This window comes from Candidatus Saccharibacteria bacterium, assembly GCA_016700015.1.
GTDB lineage: Bacteria > Patescibacteriota > Saccharimonadia > Saccharimonadales > Saccharimonadaceae > Saccharimonas.
Genome location: CP064995.1, coordinates 655,043 through 675,432 on the forward strand (window position 1 = coordinate 655,043; position 20,390 = coordinate 675,432).

23 protein-coding genes and 1 riboswitch are annotated in these 20,390 nt (G+C 48.0%); of the genes, 2 read left to right on the plus strand and 21 right to left on the minus strand.

Translation table 11 applies throughout. From position 1 onward, the window contains the following. The first annotated feature begins 71 nt into the window (after nucleotides 1-71). Nucleotides 72-1,109 (plus strand): hypothetical protein, encoded by a 1,038-nt coding sequence (locus IPM09_03635; protein QQS21593.1) that lies wholly within the window; start codon nucleotides 72-74, stop codon nucleotides 1,107-1,109. A 49-nt stretch (nucleotides 1,110-1,158) separates the two neighbouring features. Here IPM09_03635 and rplU read toward each other — a convergent pair whose 3' ends face one another. The 20 genes from rplU to IPM09_03735 all read right to left on the minus strand — a co-directional run bounded on the left by rplU (nucleotide 1,159) and on the right by IPM09_03735 (nucleotide 19,135). Continuing rightward, the gene (gene rplU / locus IPM09_03640) at nucleotides 1,159-1,464 is read right to left on the minus strand and encodes a 50S ribosomal protein L21 (protein ID QQS21594.1); all 306 of its coding nucleotides are present in this window, start codon (nucleotides 1,462-1,464) and stop codon (nucleotides 1,159-1,161) included. 82 nt (nucleotides 1,465-1,546) lie between these two features. Beyond that, nucleotides 1,547-1,789: a hypothetical protein gene (locus IPM09_03645; protein QQS21595.1), complete on the minus strand. Its 243-nt coding sequence runs from the start codon at nucleotides 1,787-1,789 to the stop codon at nucleotides 1,547-1,549. A gap of 1,043 nt (nucleotides 1,790-2,832) precedes the next feature. Continuing rightward, nucleotides 2,833-5,103 (minus strand): 6-bladed beta-propeller, encoded by a 2,271-nt coding sequence (locus IPM09_03650; GenBank protein ID QQS21596.1) that lies wholly within the window; start codon nucleotides 5,101-5,103, stop codon nucleotides 2,833-2,835. A 265-nt stretch (nucleotides 5,104-5,368) separates the two neighbouring features. Further along, entirely contained in the window at nucleotides 5,369-6,340 is a 972-nt protein-coding gene (locus tag IPM09_03655) for a methionine adenosyltransferase domain-containing protein (GenBank protein QQS21597.1), read from the minus strand. Between the two features lie 81 nt (nucleotides 6,341-6,421). Then, nucleotides 6,422-6,530: riboswitch (SAM riboswitch) on the minus strand. Between the two features lie 34 nt (nucleotides 6,531-6,564). Then, nucleotides 6,565-6,828 (minus strand): rhodanese-like domain-containing protein, encoded by a 264-nt coding sequence (locus IPM09_03660; protein ID QQS21598.1) that lies wholly within the window; start codon nucleotides 6,826-6,828, stop codon nucleotides 6,565-6,567. Then, a complete protein-coding gene (locus IPM09_03665; protein QQS21599.1) occupies nucleotides 6,825-7,652 on the minus strand; it encodes an NTP transferase domain-containing protein in 828 nt (275 codons plus the stop codon). The genes IPM09_03660 and IPM09_03665 overlap by 4 nt, the downstream gene beginning before the upstream one ends. Before the next feature lie 23 nt (nucleotides 7,653-7,675). Then, entirely contained in the window at nucleotides 7,676-11,065 is a 3,390-nt protein-coding gene (locus IPM09_03670) for a class I tRNA ligase family protein (GenBank protein QQS21600.1), read from the minus strand. Then, nucleotides 11,055-11,444 (minus strand): hypothetical protein, encoded by a 390-nt coding sequence (locus IPM09_03675; GenBank protein QQS21601.1) that lies wholly within the window; start codon nucleotides 11,442-11,444, stop codon nucleotides 11,055-11,057. The genes IPM09_03670 and IPM09_03675 overlap by 11 nt, the downstream gene beginning before the upstream one ends. A 216-nt stretch (nucleotides 11,445-11,660) precedes the next feature. Then, on the minus strand, nucleotides 11,661-12,194 hold the full coding sequence (locus tag IPM09_03680) for a WxcM-like domain-containing protein (GenBank protein QQS21602.1): 534 nt from the start codon (nucleotides 12,192-12,194) through the stop codon (nucleotides 11,661-11,663). A gap of 88 nt (nucleotides 12,195-12,282) precedes the next feature. After that, complete coding sequence (locus IPM09_03685) at nucleotides 12,283-12,795, minus strand: hypothetical protein (GenBank protein QQS21603.1); 513 nt, start codon at nucleotides 12,793-12,795, stop codon at nucleotides 12,283-12,285. A gap of 73 nt (nucleotides 12,796-12,868) precedes the next feature. Beyond that, nucleotides 12,869-13,498, minus strand: a complete 630-nt coding sequence (locus IPM09_03690; protein QQS21604.1) for a vitamin K epoxide reductase family protein — start codon at nucleotides 13,496-13,498, stop codon at nucleotides 12,869-12,871. Continuing rightward, entirely contained in the window at nucleotides 13,482-13,748 is a 267-nt protein-coding gene (locus IPM09_03695) for a hypothetical protein (GenBank protein QQS21605.1), read from the minus strand. Before IPM09_03695 ends, IPM09_03690 begins: the two co-directional genes overlap by 17 nt. Nucleotide 13,749: 1 nt before the next feature. Beyond that, nucleotides 13,750-14,211, minus strand: a complete 462-nt coding sequence (nrdR, locus tag IPM09_03700) for a transcriptional repressor NrdR (protein ID QQS21606.1) — start codon at nucleotides 14,209-14,211, stop codon at nucleotides 13,750-13,752. 17 nt (nucleotides 14,212-14,228) lie between these two features. Continuing rightward, on the minus strand, nucleotides 14,229-15,419 hold the full coding sequence (gene ftsZ, locus IPM09_03705) for a cell division protein FtsZ (protein ID QQS21607.1): 1,191 nt from the start codon (nucleotides 15,417-15,419) through the stop codon (nucleotides 14,229-14,231). 77 nt (nucleotides 15,420-15,496) lie between these two features. After that, nucleotides 15,497-16,738, minus strand: a complete 1,242-nt coding sequence (gene ftsA, locus IPM09_03710; GenBank protein ID QQS21608.1) for a cell division protein FtsA — start codon at nucleotides 16,736-16,738, stop codon at nucleotides 15,497-15,499. 33 nt (nucleotides 16,739-16,771) lie between these two features. Beyond that, nucleotides 16,772-17,131, minus strand: coding sequence for a hypothetical protein (locus tag IPM09_03715; protein QQS21609.1), 360 nt, complete (start codon nucleotides 17,129-17,131; stop codon nucleotides 16,772-16,774). A 5-nt stretch (nucleotides 17,132-17,136) separates the two neighbouring features. Then, on the minus strand, nucleotides 17,137-17,898 hold the full coding sequence (map, locus tag IPM09_03720) for a type I methionyl aminopeptidase (protein QQS21610.1): 762 nt from the start codon (nucleotides 17,896-17,898) through the stop codon (nucleotides 17,137-17,139). After that, on the minus strand, nucleotides 17,886-18,437 hold the full coding sequence (locus IPM09_03725) for a nucleoside monophosphate kinase (protein ID QQS21611.1): 552 nt from the start codon (nucleotides 18,435-18,437) through the stop codon (nucleotides 17,886-17,888). The genes map and IPM09_03725 overlap by 13 nt, the downstream gene beginning before the upstream one ends. A 23-nt stretch (nucleotides 18,438-18,460) precedes the next feature. Then, complete coding sequence (locus tag IPM09_03730) at nucleotides 18,461-18,916, minus strand: GatB/YqeY domain-containing protein (protein ID QQS21612.1); 456 nt, start codon at nucleotides 18,914-18,916, stop codon at nucleotides 18,461-18,463. Nucleotides 18,917-18,919: 3 nt separating this feature from the next. After that, complete coding sequence (locus tag IPM09_03735; protein ID QQS21613.1) at nucleotides 18,920-19,135, minus strand: 30S ribosomal protein S21; 216 nt, start codon at nucleotides 19,133-19,135, stop codon at nucleotides 18,920-18,922. Nucleotides 19,136-19,240: 105 nt separating this feature from the next. On the opposite strand from IPM09_03735, the gene IPM09_03740 reads away from it, so the two are divergent. After that, on the plus strand, nucleotides 19,241-19,912 hold the full coding sequence (locus IPM09_03740; GenBank protein QQS21614.1) for a hypothetical protein: 672 nt from the start codon (nucleotides 19,241-19,243) through the stop codon (nucleotides 19,910-19,912). Between the two features lie 69 nt (nucleotides 19,913-19,981). Here IPM09_03740 and IPM09_03745 read toward each other — a convergent pair whose 3' ends face one another. Further along, entirely contained in the window at nucleotides 19,982-20,344 is a 363-nt protein-coding gene (locus tag IPM09_03745; GenBank protein ID QQS21615.1) for a hypothetical protein, read from the minus strand. Nucleotides 20,345-20,390 lie beyond the last annotated feature (46 nt).

Here is a 20,390-nt window from a genome sequence, read left to right on the forward strand (position 1 = left end):
TATACTGTGTAGAGCATATGCCACATAGTCCGTTCGTAGTTCGACTACTCTTTTACAGTATACTCTTTGTTGTGACTGTAACTAGTGTACTAATCATCACAGGCAATCAACTGCCCGCCCGTCAAGCTGCTATCTATCCCTATCAGCGAGTTACGCAGGCCACTGCACCACTACACCCACTCCTCGTGTTCGATAGTGAGCATTACTACAACATCGCCGCCTACGGATATCAATCATACCCTATGAACCAAGCGTTCTTTCCGCTCTATCCATTGTTAGTACGAGGACTCTCCTACATCACAAGTACCCATATCGCTATGTTAGTTATTAGTGCCATCTGTATCCCACTGTCGGCTATTTTTCTTTTTTTGTGGGCGCGAGTTGAACTACGCCTGAGAGGATATGGCAACAACCGCACTCCATTTAGGATGCTGCTTCTGATCGCCATCTTTCCTACGTCCTTTTTTCTCGTCATGGGTTACAATGAGAGCTTATTTATATTTCTTTCTGCAGCGTCGTTATACTTTTATCGCACCGACCGTCCATGGCTAGCAGGCATATTCGCCGCATTCAGTACGGCAACTCGAGTCCAGGGATGTATGATCGTGTTGGTGTTTCTGCTTGAATACCTACTAGCGAAGCAGTGGTATGATCGCTACAAGCTGATTCCACTTCTTATGGCACCACTAGGGATCGTTGCGTTCATGGCATATCAATGGCAGGTTTTTGGAAACCCCGTTGCGTTTGTGACCGCACAGCATCTTTGGGGTAAATTTTCTGACAACTACCTATATTCGATCGCCAGCTCCATCTCGCCCTCATATATTTTTTTCTACATCCCAATTTTGGCGTTCATGCTCTACCTAACTTACAAAAAACTCGGTGCCGTATGGCTCACTTATTGTGTTGCGCCATTTCTACTTTGCATAGTCTCGGGATCACTCGTCAGTATCAACCGTTATGCACTTTCGGCGTTTCCTCTTTTTCTTGCACTCGCAATCTACCTACCAACAATAAAACAACCCTTGCAGATTGGTCTTATATTCACCTGCGTAATCGGACTGCTCATGAATATTTCGCTAGTGTGCAATACAATCTTCATTGGATAACAAACAGACGCCCGTCCAGGCGTCTGATGTATAACGAAAACTCAATGAGCTACTTAATAGATACGACTTCGAGCTTTGTGTATTTCTGTCGGTGACCAGTCTGCGTGTTGACTCGCTTCTTACTCTTGTAACGAATAACGCGGAGCTTTTCGCCGGCAACTTTTGGTTCTAGTACCTTTGTTTTTACTTTCACACCCTTGACAAATGGTGAACCAATTATGGTCTTGTCACCATCAATCACGAGAAGTGCGTCGAGATCGAGCTCTTTTGTGCCTTCAGGGAGGAGGTCCACCATGAGGGTCTCTTTTTCAGCGACAATGTATTGCTTGCCACTGATTTTCACGACTGCTTTCATCAAATTTCCTTTTAACGTTATTGTTATCAAATAGGTATTGTACCAGAGGTAGCACGGTTTTGCAATAGACTAGCCGATTGTTCTAATCGTTACTGAAGTCAAACCAAGTGGGATCTTGCTTAAGATCGGCTTCGACACCATTCCAAAACTCGTCGAGTCCGACGACATCGGGTGTTTCCTCGAGACGTATTATATCGTCGTCACGCTCAGTTTGAGCCGCCTTTAGCAGCTCATCATTGTCGTCAGTTACCGGGCTAAGCGTCAGTCGGCTTGGCGGCAAGAGGTTTGGAAATTCAAGGTGGTGGGTTCGTTTTAGATGAAGCATGGTGTGTGTTCTTAAGTGTGTGTCAGTATAATAGCATAAACACAATAGTAAGTCAATAGCTCCGTACCAGTCCACCACCTTTGGAACATAAAGACAGGCTCCCGTAAGCTGTAGTTACACTACTAATTATAGATAGGAGGCCTATCTATGGCCTATTCCACCAACCCTAATATTACCCCATTTGGCGCTGGAAACGTAAGTAGGAGACTCGTAACCAAATGATGTAGCGATACAACTTCAACCGACCAGCTCGCCAGAAGACAATAAAGCTACAGATTGAGGTAGTCTGGCGCCACCCCGTCACCGCCCTTGAGACTTCTGTGAGCTTGAGCCACATCAAGCAGATCCTCCGCCACCATCCACTGCATGGACAGCGCGAGGAGACCAAGAGTGAAAATAGATAACCCAAAACGATCAATATGTCACCTGACCTGGTGAACTTGTCCAGACTGACACCATCCACCATGTCGATCCGTACACTAGAAAAAGGCTGTATTACTAACCTATTCACCATGATGACACACGTCATCCTGGCTCCAAAGCTTTACGCAACAAATGCACAGATCGGGACGCAAACTAGGCATAATCGGTTACACCAACCAAACGACAATGCACACATTGAACGTTTTAACTGCACTATCTGACAGAATACATAGGATATCACCGGAACAGAAGCGTACCACTCCCGTCCCAGCAAGCCAAGTTAGACACTTGGCTTGAGTACCACAATACAAGATGTGTACACTTAGGGATACGGCTTAGGACACCCCAACAAATGTTGCAAAGGTATTGAACTCTGTACAGAGGTAGGTTTTTCGCTTTCACGCTCATCAATCTTTTCTCAAACGCAGCGTATGCAGAATACGCCCCATGCGCTGACATGGTGACACGACACGCACGTCTCCGTTGCCCAAGCGCGACAATGGTTCCCACATAGAGTGATTTAGCAGAACAGTGCGAGAACAACTGGTGCCAGACAAGGTCTGCCAATGCTTAGTCTAGTACTTTGGGAGGTCGTTCTGTAAGATAAAATGCACTATCGATTAAGACCGCCGCAACCAGTTGTAGGTTCTCCGCATCAAACCTACAACCCCTAGAACAGTGATACCCAAAGCCATTGCTACTATCATGTGGAAGTCTATGCCTGTCGGCGCCAATGATGCAGTGGTATTCAGTGTCATCGAAGCAACAATACTCTCCCCAAGCGTGTTCCCAGCAAGAATCTGCGTCTCATAGCTGACATTAGACTGTAAATTAGATAATGTTACAGAAAGAACATTACCGGCAACTTGGATCGTCGTCCATATCGAGGTACCAAATACACGATACATGATCTTGTAGTAATCAACACCAGCAGAACCAACATGTTGCGGCGCTGCCCACGAGATAGTTGCCGCAGTCGAACTACTCATGGTAGTAGCGATACTAAGCGGGGCACTCGGTATGATTGGTGCACTCCAGACGGAGATCTTTGAAGGGCGCATCCCGGTATTTAGGTCTTGATCGGCCACATACACATTGCCGTCGTCGTCAGTCACTACCCCCCATGAAGGCAAAAGTTCGTTCTGGAGGACACCAAACCGACCAAACTGCGAGAGATACGTGCCGTCGGCAGCAAACTTCTGAACTCGCACTACGTACAAGCCATTGTCGGCATCGGTATCATAGCCCGAATCAACCACGAGAATTCGACCCTCAGAATCAACCGTCAGACCTGATGCTCCGGTAAACTGCCCATCGCCTTTTCCAGTTGTTCCCCATTGAGTGACATAGGTACCGTCATTTGTAAATTTCTGAACCCGGTTTAAGATGTAGTCACTAACGTAGACATTACCAGCCTTATCTATAGCGATAGAGATTGGATCTTCGAACTGGCCATTGCTATTGCCTTGCGTGCCAAACTGGCGGAGATAAGCGCCGTTTTGGTCAAAGACCTGGATACGATGATTACCTACATCAGTAACGAAGATGTGACCCGACGAGTCAAACGCGATACCTTCGGGACTAATAAATTGGCCGTTACCGGTACCAAAACTTCCAAACTGCCGGATATAGGCACCACCAGCGTCAAACACTTGCACTCTACTATTACCGCTGTCAACGACGTATAGCTCGCTGTTAGGGGCAAGAGCAAGACCCATTGGAGATTCGAGCCGTCCATCACTACTGCCGCTGCTCCCGATAACCCGTAGTAGACCTCCGCCTGATCGATAAACCTTGACGTTATCCCATCGGATATCAGCAACATAGATAGTACCTGCAGAGTCTCGATCAATATCGCTCGGGTCACAGAGATTGGTCGCTAGCGCAGCTGGGTCATCGAAGACAAACTGGTCGAGGTATGTACCATTACTATCAAATTTCTGAATACGGTTGTTGTCCATATCAGCTACATAGATATTGCCGCTTGAGTCTGTGGCAATACTCTCAACTCCGCTGAACTGGCCGTTACCCGTACCGAAACTTCCAAACTGGCTGAGGTATGTACCATTACTATCAAATTTCTGGATACGGTTGTTACCGGTGTCAACCACGTAGATATTGCCTGCAGCACTAACAGTCACTCCGTGAGGAAATGAGAACTGGCCGTTGCCTGAACCGACTGAACCAAACTGGTCGAGGTATGTACCATTACTATCAAATTTCTGAATACGGTTGTTGTCCATATCAGCTACATAGATATTGCCGCTTGAGTCTGTGGCAATACTCTCAACTCCGCTGAACTGGCCGTTACCCGTACCGAAACTTCCAAACTGGCTGAGGTATGTACCATTACTATCAAATTTCTGGATACGGTTGTTACCGGTGTCAACCACGTAGATATTGCCTGCAGCACTAACAGTCACTCCGTGAGGAAATGAGAACTGGCCGTTGCCTGAACCGACTGAACCAAACTGGTCGAGGTATGTACCATTACTATCAAATTTCTGAATACGGTTGTTGTCCATATCAGCTACATAGATATTGCCGCTTGAGTCTGTGGCAATATCTTCTGGGAACGAAAATTGGCCGTTGATAACACCTTCTCCCCCGAAACTCCCACTACTACTACCATCGGTGCCCATGATGACAACTTCATTCATGAAAGTAGACGCGTATAGCTTTCCGTCGTAATATGCAATGCTTCGCGGTCGAAAAATGTTATTCGGGCATCCGTGCGTACCGATATTTCGTTGCCACGTATAGGTATCTTGCGGTGCGGCCGCAGATACCATAGCCACCATCTGGTTTGCAATAACTAACCCGATAACAAATACCCGAACGGCTTGACCTATGCCCCTTCGAAGCACATGCTTATGTAGAAGTACACGCATATGTGGTAATCACCCTCCATCTCCCTCTGTGTATCTTATATTTTTGTTCTTGGTGGAATTGTGATTAAGTATAGCATAAGAATTAACTGCGAACAAATCTGGCATTACATCGCAACAGTACTGGAGGTATGGGCGAGTCTTACAGTGTCAAACGTATTCTCCGTCGTCATAACTGCTTTGACTGTACGAGGAAAGATCAGAGCCATATAAAACAATCCGGGACACGCCCAGGAGACACTCGAGGCCCGGCATGATAGCCATATTTTCATTGTTCCCACGAGAAATTGGTATGCCCAAAGTGGCCATAGCGTGCTGTCTCTTCATACACCAGACGACGGAGATCGAGTGCAGTAATAATACCCCGCGGGCTAAGATCATAGCCTTCGACGACTTCTTGTACGCCGTCGATTGTCACCGTCGCTTCAAGTGGCTGATCATAACCTATGGCATACGCCAGGTGACAAAACACTTCATGAGCACCACGTTTCTTCAGATAGTCACGTGCGATCTTGCGAGCCATATAGGCGGCACTACGATCGACCTTGCTCGGATCTTTGCCACTAAAGCACCCACCCCCAATAGGTATGCTTGGGCCGTAGTTGTCGACAACCAATTTACGCCCAGTCAGACCGGCATCAGCATCAAATCCACCCTGGTGCCAATCACCCGCAGGGTTGGCATGAATGACAAGGTTGTCGCTACAGGTAGCTCTTGTCTCACTCTGAGCCCAGGCTTCAACAGCCGCCTTCAGCTCATCATGTGGAGCGTTTTGAAAACTTGCAACCAAAGCAGTGATCTGACCATCTTTGAGTGTCACCTGTGTCTTGCCGTCAAACGGCCAGCGCTCATACAAATATTGGTTGAGGCTGCGACTGAGAACGACTTCAAGCGGCAACAATTCCTCTGTTTCACTACACGCATACCCCACCATGATACCTTGGTCGCCCGCACCGCCAGTATCAACGCCCTGTGCAATCTCTGGGCTTTGCTTTACTAAATGAACGGTCAGTTCGACACCACCAGCAATTCGCGTCACAATCGGCTCAATCTCTGGATGTTCGGTGCTAGTGACTTCACCGGTAATAAATACTTTGCCATGTCCACCAACTGTTTCCACGGCCACGCGAGCGGTCGGATCTTTTGCTAGATAGGCATCCAGTATTGCATCCGATATTTGATCACATAATTTATCTGGGTGCTTTGGTGAAACTGATTCAGCTGTTCGAAATCGACTCATTGTCGTTACTTCTCCTTATTTTTTATACGTTTGAAAACAAAAATCCGCCTGGCAAGCAGACGGATTTATAAAACACTTCGCGTCATATCTTCCCCTTTTTGCTGGGCTGAATGAAAGCACCTTGCTCCGTACGAGAAACTGGTTGCTAGCGGTTCATCGAGTCAGATCTCTCCCCGCTTCTTGATACTTCATAAAACTGATAATGTACTGTGTCTACTATAGCCTTAGCGAAGCATTTTGGCAACGTGATGTTCGTTGATACCGTTTGTTAAGTTGGTAAAACCGTGCGCCTTGAGCAGCTGTATGCACGTGTTTGATCGCTGACCGCTGCGACAATAGAGAATGATCGGTTGATCCTTGCTGACATCAACCAATTGTGGCGGCAGCGTACCACGCATGAATTGCATAGTCGATATATTGATCGCTCCAGGTACATGACTTGAAGCAAATTCAGCTGGTTCTCGTGTGTCGATGACGATTGGTTTCATGATGTAAGTCCCACTATACGGTTATTTGCCCTCAGCCATCCATCAACACTGCCGCATTCCATATACTCACCATTAACTGTACCAACGATCACTTTTTTGCCACTATCAACATAACGGTTTATTACGTCAATAATAAAATATTCCCCCGTTTTGGGATCGACTGGTATCGACTGAGATAGTTCAAAAATCTCTTTGTTGAATAAGTAGAAGCCCGAGTTATTCAGGTTGCTTGGTGCATCCTCGACAGATGGCTTTTCTACTATTCTCACATAGTTATCCTCGCCGTCTTTTTCGATAATACCAAATTTTGAAACGTCTTCAGGAGCAACTGGATTACCAAATAAGCCCACTTCTGCATTGCTATCAGACACAAGCCTTATGAGATCAGCCGCATTTGACCCACCATCCTCACGGTAGAAAAATTGGTCACCGTTCATATAGAGCACATGCTCACTTGGATCAACGAATTCATTAACCATCGCTGCTGGGACGGCGGTACCGTATTTACCCGTACTCGGCTGCATAATAAAGTGTGTCTTTACATCCGTCATAGGCGCGACAAGCGACAACAGATCACTCCGCTGCTTACGGCGTAGATAGTCATTAAGGGGTATATTGGAACGATAGTAACTCTGAAGCTGTGAACTCTGTTCGCCAACCACAAAATAGATATCTTTGATACCGGCGCTGACTATATCACGTACTACAAAATCAATGACTGGCCGTGTACCGATCGGGAGCATACACTTTTCTATAGACTTAGTAATCGGCAACATCCTCGTACCCCATCCTGCCACCATGATAATCGCCTTCGTCACGTTCATATGTATCTCTTTGCCTCCTTTTATTATCGCACTGTCAGCGCGATCGTCAGTTTTGCTTTTTCCACGTTTACTTCAGTTTGATAACCTTCGGTAACTTCTGCAAATGCTACAGCGAGTGTTTCAGCCTGAATCGTATCTGCATGTTCGTCAATTGCCTTTTTTAACTCTTCATCGTCAGTCGCAAGATGTAGTATGATGCGATCATCGACGTTGAGTCCGGCATTTTTGCGGGCAGCCTGGACGTAGCGGATGACTTCACGCATCAGTCCTTCTCGCTTCAGTTCTGGGGTGAGTGTCTCGTCGATTTTCACCGCGTCGCCAGTTTTTACCTCTTTGACGTTCACCTCATCGGTGAGGATGCTGACGAAATCAACATGTTCGCCAAGTGACGGTACCGTCACACTTGAGAGTGGTTGGCGGACTTTCAGCCCAGCCTTAGCGCGCAAACTCAATGCTTCGTTGACGTAGCCGCGCACTGTCTCCATGTCGTTCATGACGAGCTCGTCGACACGACCGGCTGGCAGCCAATCTTTGAGGTGGATCGATTCGTCATCACCCGTCAAATTGTGATACAACTCCTCAGCCAGGAATGGTGTAAATGGCGCTAGTACATACGCAAGCCTCACCAGCACATAGTGCAATGTGCGGTACGCCATCGCCTTGTCGTCGTCATCTTCACTCTTCCAAAACCGCCGACGACTACGCCGCACAAACCAGTTACTCGCGTCGTCGATGAACGGTAAGATCGGGCTCATGGCATCAGGTAAATTGTAAGCGTCCATATGCTTCTCAACCTCAGCTACGAGCTGATGTAACCGACTAATAATCCATATATCCAACGGATTTTTTAACCCCTCTAACACCTCTCCACGACTATATAAAGGAGTCTCCTTTATACTCTTTATATCCCATTGCCAGTCGTCGGCTTCGGCGTAGAGCGTGAAGAAGTCATACATATTCCAGATCATGCTGAGTTTGCGCGCCACGTCACCCACTTCTTTGTCCTGCAGTGCGAAATCTTCGCCGCTGAGAAGTGGGCTCGATAACAGTAGGTAGCGCAAAGAGTCAGCCGAAAACTTATCCATCAGCTCATTGGGGTCAGTGTAATTGCCATAGCTCTTGCTCATCTTGCGGCCGTCGTTGCCCGCCACGTTGCCGGTCACGATAACATTTTTGAAAGCATGCGTACCAAATAGCGCTACGTTAACCGCGTGGACATAGTAAAACCATGCGCGAACTTGACCGATGTATTCGACGATGAAATCACCCGGGAAATTTTCTTCAAATTTTTGCTTGTTTTCAAACGGATAGTGAAACTGTGCGAATGGCATACTGCCGCTCTCAAACCAACAATCAATCACCTTGTCGATGCGATGATACTCTTCGCCGTCAATGCTAAATGTCACGTCGTCTATCCACGGTCGGTGATAATCCGCTAACTCAACACCCGATAATTCTTTGAGCTCAGCATAGCTACCGACAACTTTTACCTTGCCCGACTCGCTCTTCCAGACTGGCATAGCAGTCGCCCAGAAGCGGTCGCGGCTGAGGTTCCAATCTGGTGCTTGCTCGACCGTCTTAGCAAAGCGGCCATTTTTGACATGCGGCGGAAACCAGTTGATCGGACCGTTTTCCTCGAGCATCTGCTCGCGCTGGCAATCGATGTCCATAAACCAACTCGGGTGTGCGCGGTACATGAGCTTCGTGCCGCAGCGGTGACAATGCGGGTATGAGTGGCGAATATAATCAATCTTCCACACCACACCGCGCTCGTGCAGGTCTTTAGCAATCGTCTTGTTGGTCGCCCAGACGTTTTCGCCCGTCCAATCGCCTTCGGTGAAGAGCCCATTCTCATCGATAGTATGCACGATCGGTATACCGTTTTCTTTGGCGAGTACAAAGTCTTCTTCACCATAGGCCGGTGCGATATGAACAATCCCCGTACCGTCCTCGTGGCTGACATAGGGAGCCGACCAAACCTTGTGCGCATTCTCGCCGCGATCAACAAACAGCGGCTCATACGATCGCCCGACAAGTTCTTTGCCTTTGAATTCTCGAATAATCGTATACTCAAGCGGGTGATGTTTTTCATCACGCATGACCTTGTCCAACAGTTCTTTCGCAAGTATCAAACGTTCCCCGCCCTGCTCAACTTCGACATAAGTCAGTTTCTCATTCACCGCCACAGCCGTATTTGCTGGCAATGTCCATGGCGTCGTCGTCCATGCGAGTAGGCATGGCTCATTGATCTTATCATCAACAATTTTGCCATCAACTAATTCTTTCACCCGCTTCTCAACTTCGATAAAAGCAGATCGACTAGCCAATAGTCGGCTTTCCCGATCATCAACCATACCGGGATCCTTGATATCCCACCATATAACGTTCTCCCCAACCAACCAACCTGGCGTCTGCCAATGCTCTGCCATATTTACAATCAAGTCGTACCCTTTAATCATATCGGACGACAGTTTATTTCGAGGAGCATCAGAAATATCAATTCCAAGCTTTTCCAGAATTGTAAGTTTAGCCGTTGATTCATATGCCTTGCCCAGCTCTTCTGTCTTCTTTTTCTCAAGTTCGGCGATCGTTCCTTCACGAAATTCTTTTCCATAACCTGTTGCGACACCATCAGCATTTGCACTCTCTGTAAGCTGGTTATAGATGACTCGTGCCATTTGTGATCGTCCTATATTCTCACAGCATACGAATAAGACTCTTGAGTGTGGCGTTAACTGAATGTTTTTTTGTTGTGAGGCATCATCTTTTAACTTAAATTTCACATACACACTCGGGTCAGTCACGTCCTGATACGCCCCGGCATCCATGGTGACTTCTGCCTTACTGAGCGGAGTGGCATCAAGCGTGCAGTACATGAGCACCTTTTCGCCCTCGTAGATCTTGCCCTTGTCGTACAGTTCTTTGAATGCCCACCAGACTGATTCCATATAGTCTTTGTCCATGGTTTTGTAGGCGCCTTTGAAATCAACCCAGCGACCGATGCGATCGACCACGTCTTCCCACTCACCACTCGTTTGGACCATATTGTTGCGGCAGGCGATGATGTATTTTTCAAGCCCATAATCAAAGACTTCTTCGCGACTGTTGATGCCGAGTTTTTTCTCGGTAAATCGCTCCGCTGGCAGGCCATGACAATCCCAGCCCCAAACTCGTTCGACCCGCTTGCCTTTCATGGTCTGATAGCGCGGTATCGCGTCCTTCACGATACTACTGAGTAGCGTGCCATGATGCGGATTGCCCGAAATGAACGGCGGCCCATCGTAAAAGACATAGCTGTTGTCTTTGCTGCGGTTCTCAACCGACTTTTCAAATGTCTTGTCGGCCTTCCACCGCTGCACCCAATCTTTTTCGTATTCGATCGCCTTGCGGCGGGTGTTTGCTTTAAATTTCATCTCTACTCCTTGCAATTGCATCACCCATGCTTATTGGTTCATCACTCACTTTATTCCTCTCGGTATTTGCCATGCCTTGCTCGTTGATATTATTAAAGTAAACGCTGAATGACTTATTTGGATAAACTTGGTTCAATCCTGAGATGAAATTGTTAGCAATCGTTTGTTGATCTGGTCGTTTAACGGCTATGATTTCTATAATATAATCTATACCAACCAAATCTAATCCCTCTATTAAGACGGTCTCAATCCCACCTGGGGTAGTAGGTGCGGTAGGAACATTAAGCGCCGCAGCCGCAATTAGTTTAATCGACCGAGCAATCTCCGAGCGAACCTCTATTTGTTTTTCGGGTAATGCGTATATTTTTAGTAGTGCCATACTGTCTCCAATTAAAAATCCCTTACTAGACACTGGAGCCGCTGGGAGCGGTGGTACCATCCAGTTTCTAAAAAGGGATTCTTTTTAGCACTTCGTTTGTTCGGTCTGTCGTGCCGATACCGGGAAGTTCTACTGGCCCAATGGTTTTCTTCTTCCTAACTTCGCAGCTGATACCTGCTCATCCACCAATGGAGGAATGTTATAGACCATAGTATATCACAATCGGGCTGAATAATGTTCCCTCAGCCGATCAAACACTTCTTGCGAATACGTGTCATGAGTCTCGGGGTCGTCATGGTCATAGAGTGTATTTGACACACCGATAAGCTCTGCCTCTTCGAGTGCGGTATAGGTATGCATAACAAACGGCGGTATAAGCAAGGCCCTTGTGCGCTGGTCGAGAATTATTTTTCTGGAGCCGCCGTAGACGTCCTCCATAAAAAACTCGGCCCTACCCGAAGACAACGATATGACCTCTTGTTTGATACGGTGAAAATGCTTTCCACCTACTGTTCCCTCGACAATGCCCTTGGTGTGAAATGCTCGCAACCCCAGCTCAACTTTAGGTGCAAACTTCAGCTCATTGTCGTCGACGTGCAGCATTGTTTCGAGAATCGCCTTGGGAAATGCCAGAATTACATGCATCTGGCCTCCAGACTTAGTCTGCCATGGTCCGAGATCCGACTCATAGATAATAATATCGTTGACCGTTGCCGGCCTGATGGGCGGAATTACCAATGGTGTGATCATGCTGCTACATACTATACTATAGATTTTTCAAATGCAAAATGCGGTGATTGCTCACCGCATTTTTGTATCCTTCCTTCAGTCTAGCCAATTACCAAAGCCACGGATTCTTTTTAACTGTCGGTGTTTCTAGCCATTGTTTTGTAAGGCTGAACTTGCGAGGAGCAAACGCCACGGCCCATAGTACGACTGCATATACGATATGGTCGTCAACGAGCGGATTGTTCTCAAGTGGAAACTCTGCAGCCCACATCATGAGCAACAGCGCCGTACCGCTCACTGCAGCAACACGTAGGCCAATACCGAGAATGAGTGCCATACCGATGCCGAGTAGACCAAGCATGAACAGCCAGTCAACTAGTACATTCCCAGCCAGTCCATGGAAAAAGTCAGCAAATGGACTCTTTGCATTGACACCAAAATTCAAAAATCCTGAGGTCGGCGACACGCCATCGAGCCACGACTTTCCTGGTTTGGTAGCAAACCCTAGGCCCATTGTCTTGTCCAGGAATGCCCACAAAAACACGAAGCCAATCGTGATACGTGCGACAGCGAGTGCCGTCCAGGCTTTCCCATAATTCACATCTTTTTTTGCTTTAACCATTACGCCCATCCCTCCTTAGTAAATGGATATGGGCCTATCGTAGCGCATTTGTTTAAAAAAATAAAGCCTATGCTTAAAATAAGTGGCTGCCGTATTTTACAACGATCGCTCCTACAAGGATAGTAACGATACTAAAGAGCAGTACCTTATCGTAACTTTTCTCCGTCCAGGCGTGTAAAGCCTGCTGCGTACGCCTGGGAAGATAGAGATTATTCTCGCGGATATTAAAGCGTGTAATTGCAAACCATACAAATGTAGTGGTTGCCGTCACTAGTAGGCACCACGGGCAAAGAGCGCCAATGACAAAATAGCTCATACCAAACAGATAGAATGCGAAGAACAATCCTAGGGTATAGCAAATCTGCGCAACATACATAAAGAGACGAGGAAACTTTATGCCCGAAAGCCCCGCTATTGCTACCGTAATAACTACTGGTTCAGCAATCAGCCCCAAGAAGCTATTGGGGAATCCAAATAAGTGTGCCGACGGGTGCAGCCCAACCGTGGCACAGTTCAATACAACATTAATACTACACGATAACACCGCACTGGGGTTGGCCGCTAGCTCCACAGCCTCAATCGAAAGCACTAATGATGCAATAAGACTACAGACAGCCCCAACCAGCATGCTCGCGAAAATCCAGCGATTATCGCGCAGTTTTTTGTCTTCGTGGGTAAAATAATGCCTAACCTTGTGTAACATAGTAACTCACCTCGCTTATCGTTGGAAGTGTCGTGCCTCTCCATATATTCTGCACCTGGCCATCACTACTCAGTGCAACAATCGATGGATATTCGACAATATCGTACGATTGGCAAAAACTAATTCCTTCGAGTGATTCTGGATCAACCACCTCAAGCGTATGACCAGTTTGCCTGGCAAAATCTTCCATAAACATCTGGACTGCTCGGGCATAATCAGTATTATCTTTATACACCACTACTAATCGCATACTAAGCTCTTTCCTTACTGATTTTCCGCTGTTCAAGTATTTTTACAAAATCATCCAGTGTTTCAAATTTATGAAACACACTCGCAAAGCGTACGTAGGCAACTTCATTTTTTGCGGCTAGCTCATCGAGCACAAACTCGCCGATCGCCCGTGAGGGTACTTCGTTTTCGCCTAGCTCGTATAGTCTCTCTTCGACATTCGTGATGATGCCGTCTATTTCGACTTCTGACTTGAAAAACTTACCGACCGAACGACGGATTGCTTGTAGCAGCTTCTCTCGATCGAATAGTTCACGCGACCCGTCCTTTTTTATGACGGCTAGATTTGGATGCTCAATGCGCTCATAGGTTGTAAAGCGGTGCTTCCCGTCCATCGTCTCGCGACGGCGGCGGATAGTGATTCCATCAGCAGATTCACGCGACTCAAGCACGCGGCTGTCACCTATTTTGTAGTTTTGTACCATGGCGTATCTTACCCCTTCTAGGATTCGTCAGACTGCTTGTTCTTCTTGCGACGACGTAAGAAAGCTGGCGTATCGTCATCGTCTTCGTCACCTGGCTGTGTCCAAATATTGCTTGCCGGCTCCTCAGCAAAACTAGCAGCGGCATCTTTATTCGCCAGCTCCATATCGATTGAGTCAACTGCCTTGTCGATACTCTCATTTTTTTGAGTATCAGCTTTTTGCTCCAGATCAGCGACCTGCTGATGGAAGTAGGCACTATCAAATCCGGTAGCAATAACCGTGATGATTAATTCATCTTCAAGTTCGGGCTTCAGTGTAGCACCAAAGATAATATTAGCATCAGGACTCACTGCACTGGTGATAATCTCGGCAGCCTCTTGGATTTCACTCATACTCATGTCATAGCCACCCGTAACATTGAATAGAACACCTTTGGCGCCATCGATTGATACCTCGATAAGTGGACTCTCAATAGCTTGCTGAGCAGCCTGCGCAGCCCTGTCGTCACCGCTTGCACGACCGATGCCCATGAGGGCACTACCGGCGTTACTCATGATCGCTTTCACATCAGCAAAGTCGAGGTTAATCAGTCCATGCTCAGTAATAAGCTCCGAGATACCCTGCACACCCTGTCGCAGCACATCGTCGGCAATCTTAAAGGTTTCAAGCAGCGGCGTACGACGGTCAATTGTCTGGAGAAGTCGATCATTCGGAATGGTAATGAGAGTATCTACTTGTTTGCCTAGCTGTGCGATCGCCCATTCTGCATTGGTACGACGTTTTTCTCCTTCAAAACTGAATGGTTTTGTGGCAACACCAACAACCAAAATCCCTAGCTCACGCGCTTGTTCTGCCACCACGTGACCAGCACCGCTGCCAGTTCCGCCACCGGCACCAATCGTCACAAATACCATGTCGGCACCCGAAAGTGCATCACGGATTTCGTCTATCGATTCCCTCGCGGCGGCTTCACCAACTGATGGGTCAGCACCGGCACCCAGTCCATTGGTCGTGTTATGACCAAGATGGATCTTAACATCCGCTTTGCTGTTATGGAGCGCCTGGGCATCAGTGTTCATAGCTATGAACTGCACCCCAACCAGACCTGCGTCTTTCATACGGTTAACGGCAGAGCCGCCAGCGCCACCCACACCAACTACTTTGATGCTGGCAAACGTCTGTATTTCACTTGGTTTAACTTCAGGCATTTATCCTACTCCCCATGTGCATATCGAATAATTATCTTGTTCTAGTATACAGGATTTGTTCGGGAATACCTAGTAGTCTATACTTTAAATTTTCCTAAAATTCCAGATAACAAACCGCCAGCGCTTTTCATGACTGACTTTCCGTTGCTACGCTGTTTTGGTTCACTGCGTGGTGTGCGGCTATCATCGGCATTTATAAGCATTAAACCAACAGCTGCAGCAAATTGCGGTTCGTCAATATGGTCGGCCACACCAGCATAGCCGGCCGGTTTGCCGACGCGCACAGCGAGCCCTAGCTGATCCTTTGCAAACTCGGCGACTGCGCGCAACTTCGCCGTACCACCCGTAAGTACGACACCACTTGGCAGTTGACCAGCTCGCCCCGCTTTTTTCAGTTCATGATTTACAGCCTCAAAAATCTCTTCCAAACGCGCGCCAATGATTTCGTCGATGTCACTTGTCTGGAATGAATATATTTCGCCGTCTTGTTTTATGCTGACGCCTTCATTGTCTTTGCGAGGTACGGCCGAACCATGCAAAATTTTGACCTGTTCGGCAATTGCCGGATCGGTCTTTAATCCTATGGCAAGATCGTTGGTAATATTTGCGCCACCTACCGGAACCACACCGACATACTGTAAGTCACCTTCTTCAAATACCGCCACACCTGTCGTCGCACCACCTATATCAACAACCGCCACACCACTTTCGATCTGACTTTCCACCAGTACCGCTTTGGCAGCAGCCATAACGGCCGGTACACAGGCGTGACTGGTTACCGTCGCCATTTCGGCAGTTTTTTGTAGGTTAGCAACATATGGTCCCATAGCTGAAACCACGTTCGCACTAATTTCGAGACGCGTTCCACTCATACCGATCGGGTCTTTTATGCCGCCTTGACCGTCAAGCGTATAACTAAACGGTACAACCTCTAGGATCTCACGATTTGGCGGTACTTTACCAGTGGTAGCAACCTCTTCGAGCCGTGCCAAGTCATCATCTGTTACTTCGTGGTCGGCCATTCCAACCGCTATCATACCGTCAGACTTTGTGCTCACAATATGATTGCCGTTTATACTAAGCGTCGCCGCATTGACCTCATAACCGCTCATTCGCTCAGCCTCACCAAGTGCTTCATCAATCGCCTGAGCGGGGCCATTAAGATTGACGACAGTACCTTTGCGCATACCTGTATTAGCTGCTTCGCCGACTCCAACAATAGTGGGAGTGCCGGTCGTCGGATCAATATGACCTATTACTGCGCGGACAGTAGTGGTGCCGATATCAATGCCAACTGCGTACCTAGATTGTTCCTGCATATGCAAAGTATTATACCATAACCACTACTGCTACTAGCGTAGCCACGTACTATCACGCTGAAGACGGCTGTATTCTTCCATCGTCAGACTTCTAAATGGCTCACTTCTTACAAGCCCTTGTACCAACTCTGCTAACTCGCAAGCTCTCATCAGGCTGATATGGAGATTCCGTGCTACCTCGGGGTCAAATTCTCCTCCTTGGTTTTCGAGTAGTTTACGCATATCGACTGGCTCGCAAACACGTATCGGGTACTCAATATCTGCAATTACTTCTCGAGCTGCGTCGGGCAGAGCAACATCTTGGGTAATGGCCAGTAGCGAAAGTGGATCATCCGGGCCCACAATTGCAAATAGACGCTCCTGCTGCTCCTGCGTCCATAGTACCTCGCGCACTCCGACTACCGCGTCAAAATCTCCGCACCCTTATCTGTTATCAAGACGGTATGTTCAAAGTGAGCACTCAGACTACCGTCACGCGTGGCAAACGTCCAGCCGTCCTCTTGCTCCACAATGTTTTCGCCCCCGAGTGTCGCCATCGGTTCGATTGCAATTGTCTCACCTGGACGTAACAATACACCGGTACCTTTTTTCCCATAGTTAGGTATGTCGGGTGGCATGTGCATTCTTAACCCTACTCCATGCCCGACTAGCTCGCGAACAATACCCAGCTTTGCTCCGCTCAGCACCTTTTCAATCGCAGCACCAATATCACCGCTATACACCGGACCTTTAATAGCATCGATCCCCGCGTACAAACTACGCTCTGTGGCTTGCAACAAATGCTTGACCGCACCGGTCGGCAACGCATCAACCACCATCGTAAATGCTGCGTCAACTTTCATGCCTTGGTAGGTGATAACGAGATCAAACCCCACAACGTCGCCCTTCTCAAACGGTTCATCGGTCGGTACGCCATGAACGATCGCATCATTACTGCTAATACAGATTACACCTGGGAATCTTACTTCGTCAGTCCTATAGGTTGCCTCTGCGCCGTAATCTTCTATTTTTTGCGCGACAAATGCATCAACATCTTTGCCAGTTTTTCCCGCGCCTACATACGCCCGGAGCTCAGCAAATATGCGAGCGAGAATTTTTCCGCCCTCACGCATCGCCTGAATCTGCTCAGGTGTTTTATGGCCTGTGATTAAAGCTGGCATGCCTCCACCACTTCAGCATAAATACGATCATGAATTTCACCGCCAGTACCGGTGCCATCAAGGTGCACAATGCGCACCCCCGCCTCGGCAAAAATTCCTAGCACCGGGTACATCTTTTGTCGATAAATCGCCATGCGTTTAGCGATTGTTTCCGGAGTATCTTCCATACGCTTGCGCTTTTCAAGTCGCGTCATAATCTCGCCCTCTGGCACTTCAAGCACAATCACAGTGTCAATTTTCTCATCAGTTTGCGCCATATAACCATCTAGCCATGCCGCCTGTTCCTTGGTGCGCGGAAAACCATCGATAATGATGTTTGGGTACTTTTTATCCCGCGCTTCTTTCACGGCGTCGGCAAATACCTGGTAGGTTAGCTCATCACCTACAAGTTCGCCTGATTGCAGAGTAGCAATCACTGCCGGATCACTACTCTGACGGAGCATCTCGCCAGTACTTAGCCATTTCCAGCCCATCCGCACCGCCAGCATTTGGCCCTGCATACTCTTTCCTGCACCGGTTGGTCCAAATAGCAAAATCATCGTGTCGTCCCCTCGCTTTTTGGCTATTTTACTAATTCTTCTTTAACAATACGCGCAACCGTTGCGCCATCAGCTGCATTTCCCAGCTGCTGCTTGACGGCGCCAATCACTTGGCCCATCGCCGCCATGCCACTGACACCAAGTTCTTCAAGCTTCTTTACTACTGCTGTGCGGATTTCTCCGTCGCTTAGCTGCTGTGGTAAATACTGTTTTAGTACTTCAGCTTCTTTTTCTTCAGGCTCGGCAAGCTCTGGTCGATTGTTCTCGCGGTAGAGTCTGGCGCTTTCGTCGCGTTTTTTGACTTCACGCGCAATCACTTTTTCAATTTCTTCGTCGCCAAGCCCGGTATCTCGCTTGTTTTGCGCCACTTCTTCGCTCAAAATCGCTGCCTTTAGGTTGCGCAATGTTTCACCGACAAAACGATCGCCGCCTAGCAAGGCGGCTTTCATTTCATCTGCAATTCGCTCCTTGAGAGCCACCGTTTAGCGGATCCCTAGGCGCATCTTGGCCAATTTATCGTTTTTGCGCTCTTTGCGAATAATCGCTTTGGCGCGACGCTCAGGCTTACTAAGTGGTTTGGCAAATCGCATCGAAGCTTTGGCTTCAGCGAGCACACCACTCTGCAGCACCTTGCGGTTGAAACGACGAATGATGTTTTCGTTCGCTTCGCGTTCATCTTTACGGGTTACTTGTACCATATCGCTCGTATTGTAACAGATTGTGTGTATCTGTGCAACACTATCCATCATTTCAGAAGCACGAGCGCTATTGACATTTTGGCCAAAGTGTGCATAATAATAAGCATGAGTAAAATAAAAATTTCATCAGAAGAACTACGTAATATTGCCGCCCGCCAGCAAAATAAGCGTGACTTCGCACCAAAACCAAACACAGATTCGGCCCGCCGCGGTCTCGCCGCAGTTGCAGCTAGTCTTACAAGCAAAGAAGGACCTGCTGCCCTGCTTGAAGCACCCGCCGAAGAAGCACTTCTTCCTGCTACAGCTAGCTCAGTTGCAGACTTTGTTGTGCCTAAACCGACCTCACAGCGCCTTGCACCCAGTGTGGAAAAAGCCTATGTCCCCACCCCTGAAGAAATTACCGCCAAAGATAAAGCAGCTGCTGAAGCTGCTCGCCGAGCCGAGCTAGATACTCTCATTGCAGAGCAGGCAGCCGAAATGGCTCGTGAAGCTGAAGCGGCCAACCGTGCGACACATCCTGACAACTACGATACGCCAAAGGATGAGTATTTGCAGTCACTCGAGCCTACCGATGGTGATGCTCTTCGCGAAGAACGCAATGCCTACGATCGCTTCCGCCGTGATACTGCTCATATACGTGACTACGAAGGACATGTGCCCTTCGATAGCAATGACTATGGTGCAAGCCAAGATGACGCGGGTCCAGACGATCCACTTGAGGGCATGCAGATAGAGAGACCATACGTCCCGGTTGCAGACCGAAAATCTCACAAGTAATTCTGCCAAAAATAAATAGACCCGCACCTCTCATGGTGCGGGCTTTTGGGTGACTGCATATCTAGGGCGTCACTCTACGATGACGAACGACATGTACACATGAAAGTCGATATCCACGCTGCTCGTATCGGTATGGACTACCACGCGACAAACTCCTCGTTCGGCTGTCAGCAGCCCCACCACATTCGCATCACAGCCATCGTGCACGGCAGCCGACAGGTAGTTGCCCGTAAAGCTATAGCCACTATCGGCTTCATATGTGTCGCGCAGGTTATGTAGCTCAATGGTTGCGTATGACTCTACACAGTCGCAGTAACAAGCTATGCCAAGTGCGACAGCTGCTCCCGTATCGACTGCGGCTTGCACTTGTTCGAAGCTTGGAACTTCGCGCACCTGCGCCAGCACATGGTGTCCAGCCACCTGCATTCCCACGCATTTACTCCCTTGTTGTCGATGTGCAGTAGTTGGTGATTATACG

Coding starts and splice junctions, on each gene's coding strand:
- nrdR (QQS21606.1), bottom strand. CDS start 14,211: ATGGTACAAAACTACAAAATAGGTGACAGCCGCGTGCTTGAGTCGCGT.
- ftsZ (QQS21607.1), bottom strand. CDS start 15,419: ATGCCTGAAGTTAAACCAAGTGAAATACAGACGTTTGCCAGCATCAAA.
- IPM09_03695 (QQS21605.1), bottom strand. CDS start 13,748: ATGCGATTAGTAGTGGTGTATAAAGATAATACTGATTATGCCCGAGCA.
- IPM09_03650 (QQS21596.1), bottom strand. CDS start 5,103: ATGCGTGTACTTCTACATAAGCATGTGCTTCGAAGGGGCATAGGTCAA.
- IPM09_03670 (QQS21600.1), bottom strand. CDS start 11,065: ATGAAATTTAAAGCAAACACCCGCCGCAAGGCGATCGAATACGAAAAA.
- IPM09_03645 (QQS21595.1), bottom strand. CDS start 1,789: ATGCTTCATCTAAAACGAACCCACCACCTTGAATTTCCAAACCTCTTG.
- ftsA (QQS21608.1), bottom strand. CDS start 16,738: ATGCAGGAACAATCTAGGTACGCAGTTGGCATTGATATCGGCACCACT.
- IPM09_03665 (QQS21599.1), bottom strand. CDS start 7,652: ATGAACGTGACGAAGGCGATTATCATGGTGGCAGGATGGGGTACGAGG.
- IPM09_03655 (QQS21597.1), bottom strand. CDS start 6,340: ATGAGTCGATTTCGAACAGCTGAATCAGTTTCACCAAAGCACCCAGAT.
- map (QQS21610.1), bottom strand. CDS start 17,898: ATGCCAGCTTTAATCACAGGCCATAAAACACCTGAGCAGATTCAGGCG.
- IPM09_03675 (QQS21601.1), bottom strand. CDS start 11,444: ATGGCACTACTAAAAATATACGCATTACCCGAAAAACAAATAGAGGTT.
- IPM09_03660 (QQS21598.1), bottom strand. CDS start 6,828: ATGAAACCAATCGTCATCGACACACGAGAACCAGCTGAATTTGCTTCA.
- IPM09_03680 (QQS21602.1), bottom strand. CDS start 12,194: ATGATCACACCATTGGTAATTCCGCCCATCAGGCCGGCAACGGTCAAC.
- IPM09_03740 (QQS21614.1), top strand. CDS start 19,241: ATGAGTAAAATAAAAATTTCATCAGAAGAACTACGTAATATTGCCGCC.
- IPM09_03690 (QQS21604.1), bottom strand. CDS start 13,498: ATGTTACACAAGGTTAGGCATTATTTTACCCACGAAGACAAAAAACTG.
- IPM09_03685 (QQS21603.1), bottom strand. CDS start 12,795: ATGGTTAAAGCAAAAAAAGATGTGAATTATGGGAAAGCCTGGACGGCA.
- rplU (QQS21594.1), bottom strand. CDS start 1,464: ATGAAAGCAGTCGTGAAAATCAGTGGCAAGCAATACATTGTCGCTGAA.
- IPM09_03725 (QQS21611.1), bottom strand. CDS start 18,437: ATGATTTTGCTATTTGGACCAACCGGTGCAGGAAAGAGTATGCAGGGC.
- IPM09_03735 (QQS21613.1), bottom strand. CDS start 19,135: ATGGTACAAGTAACCCGTAAAGATGAACGCGAAGCGAACGAAAACATC.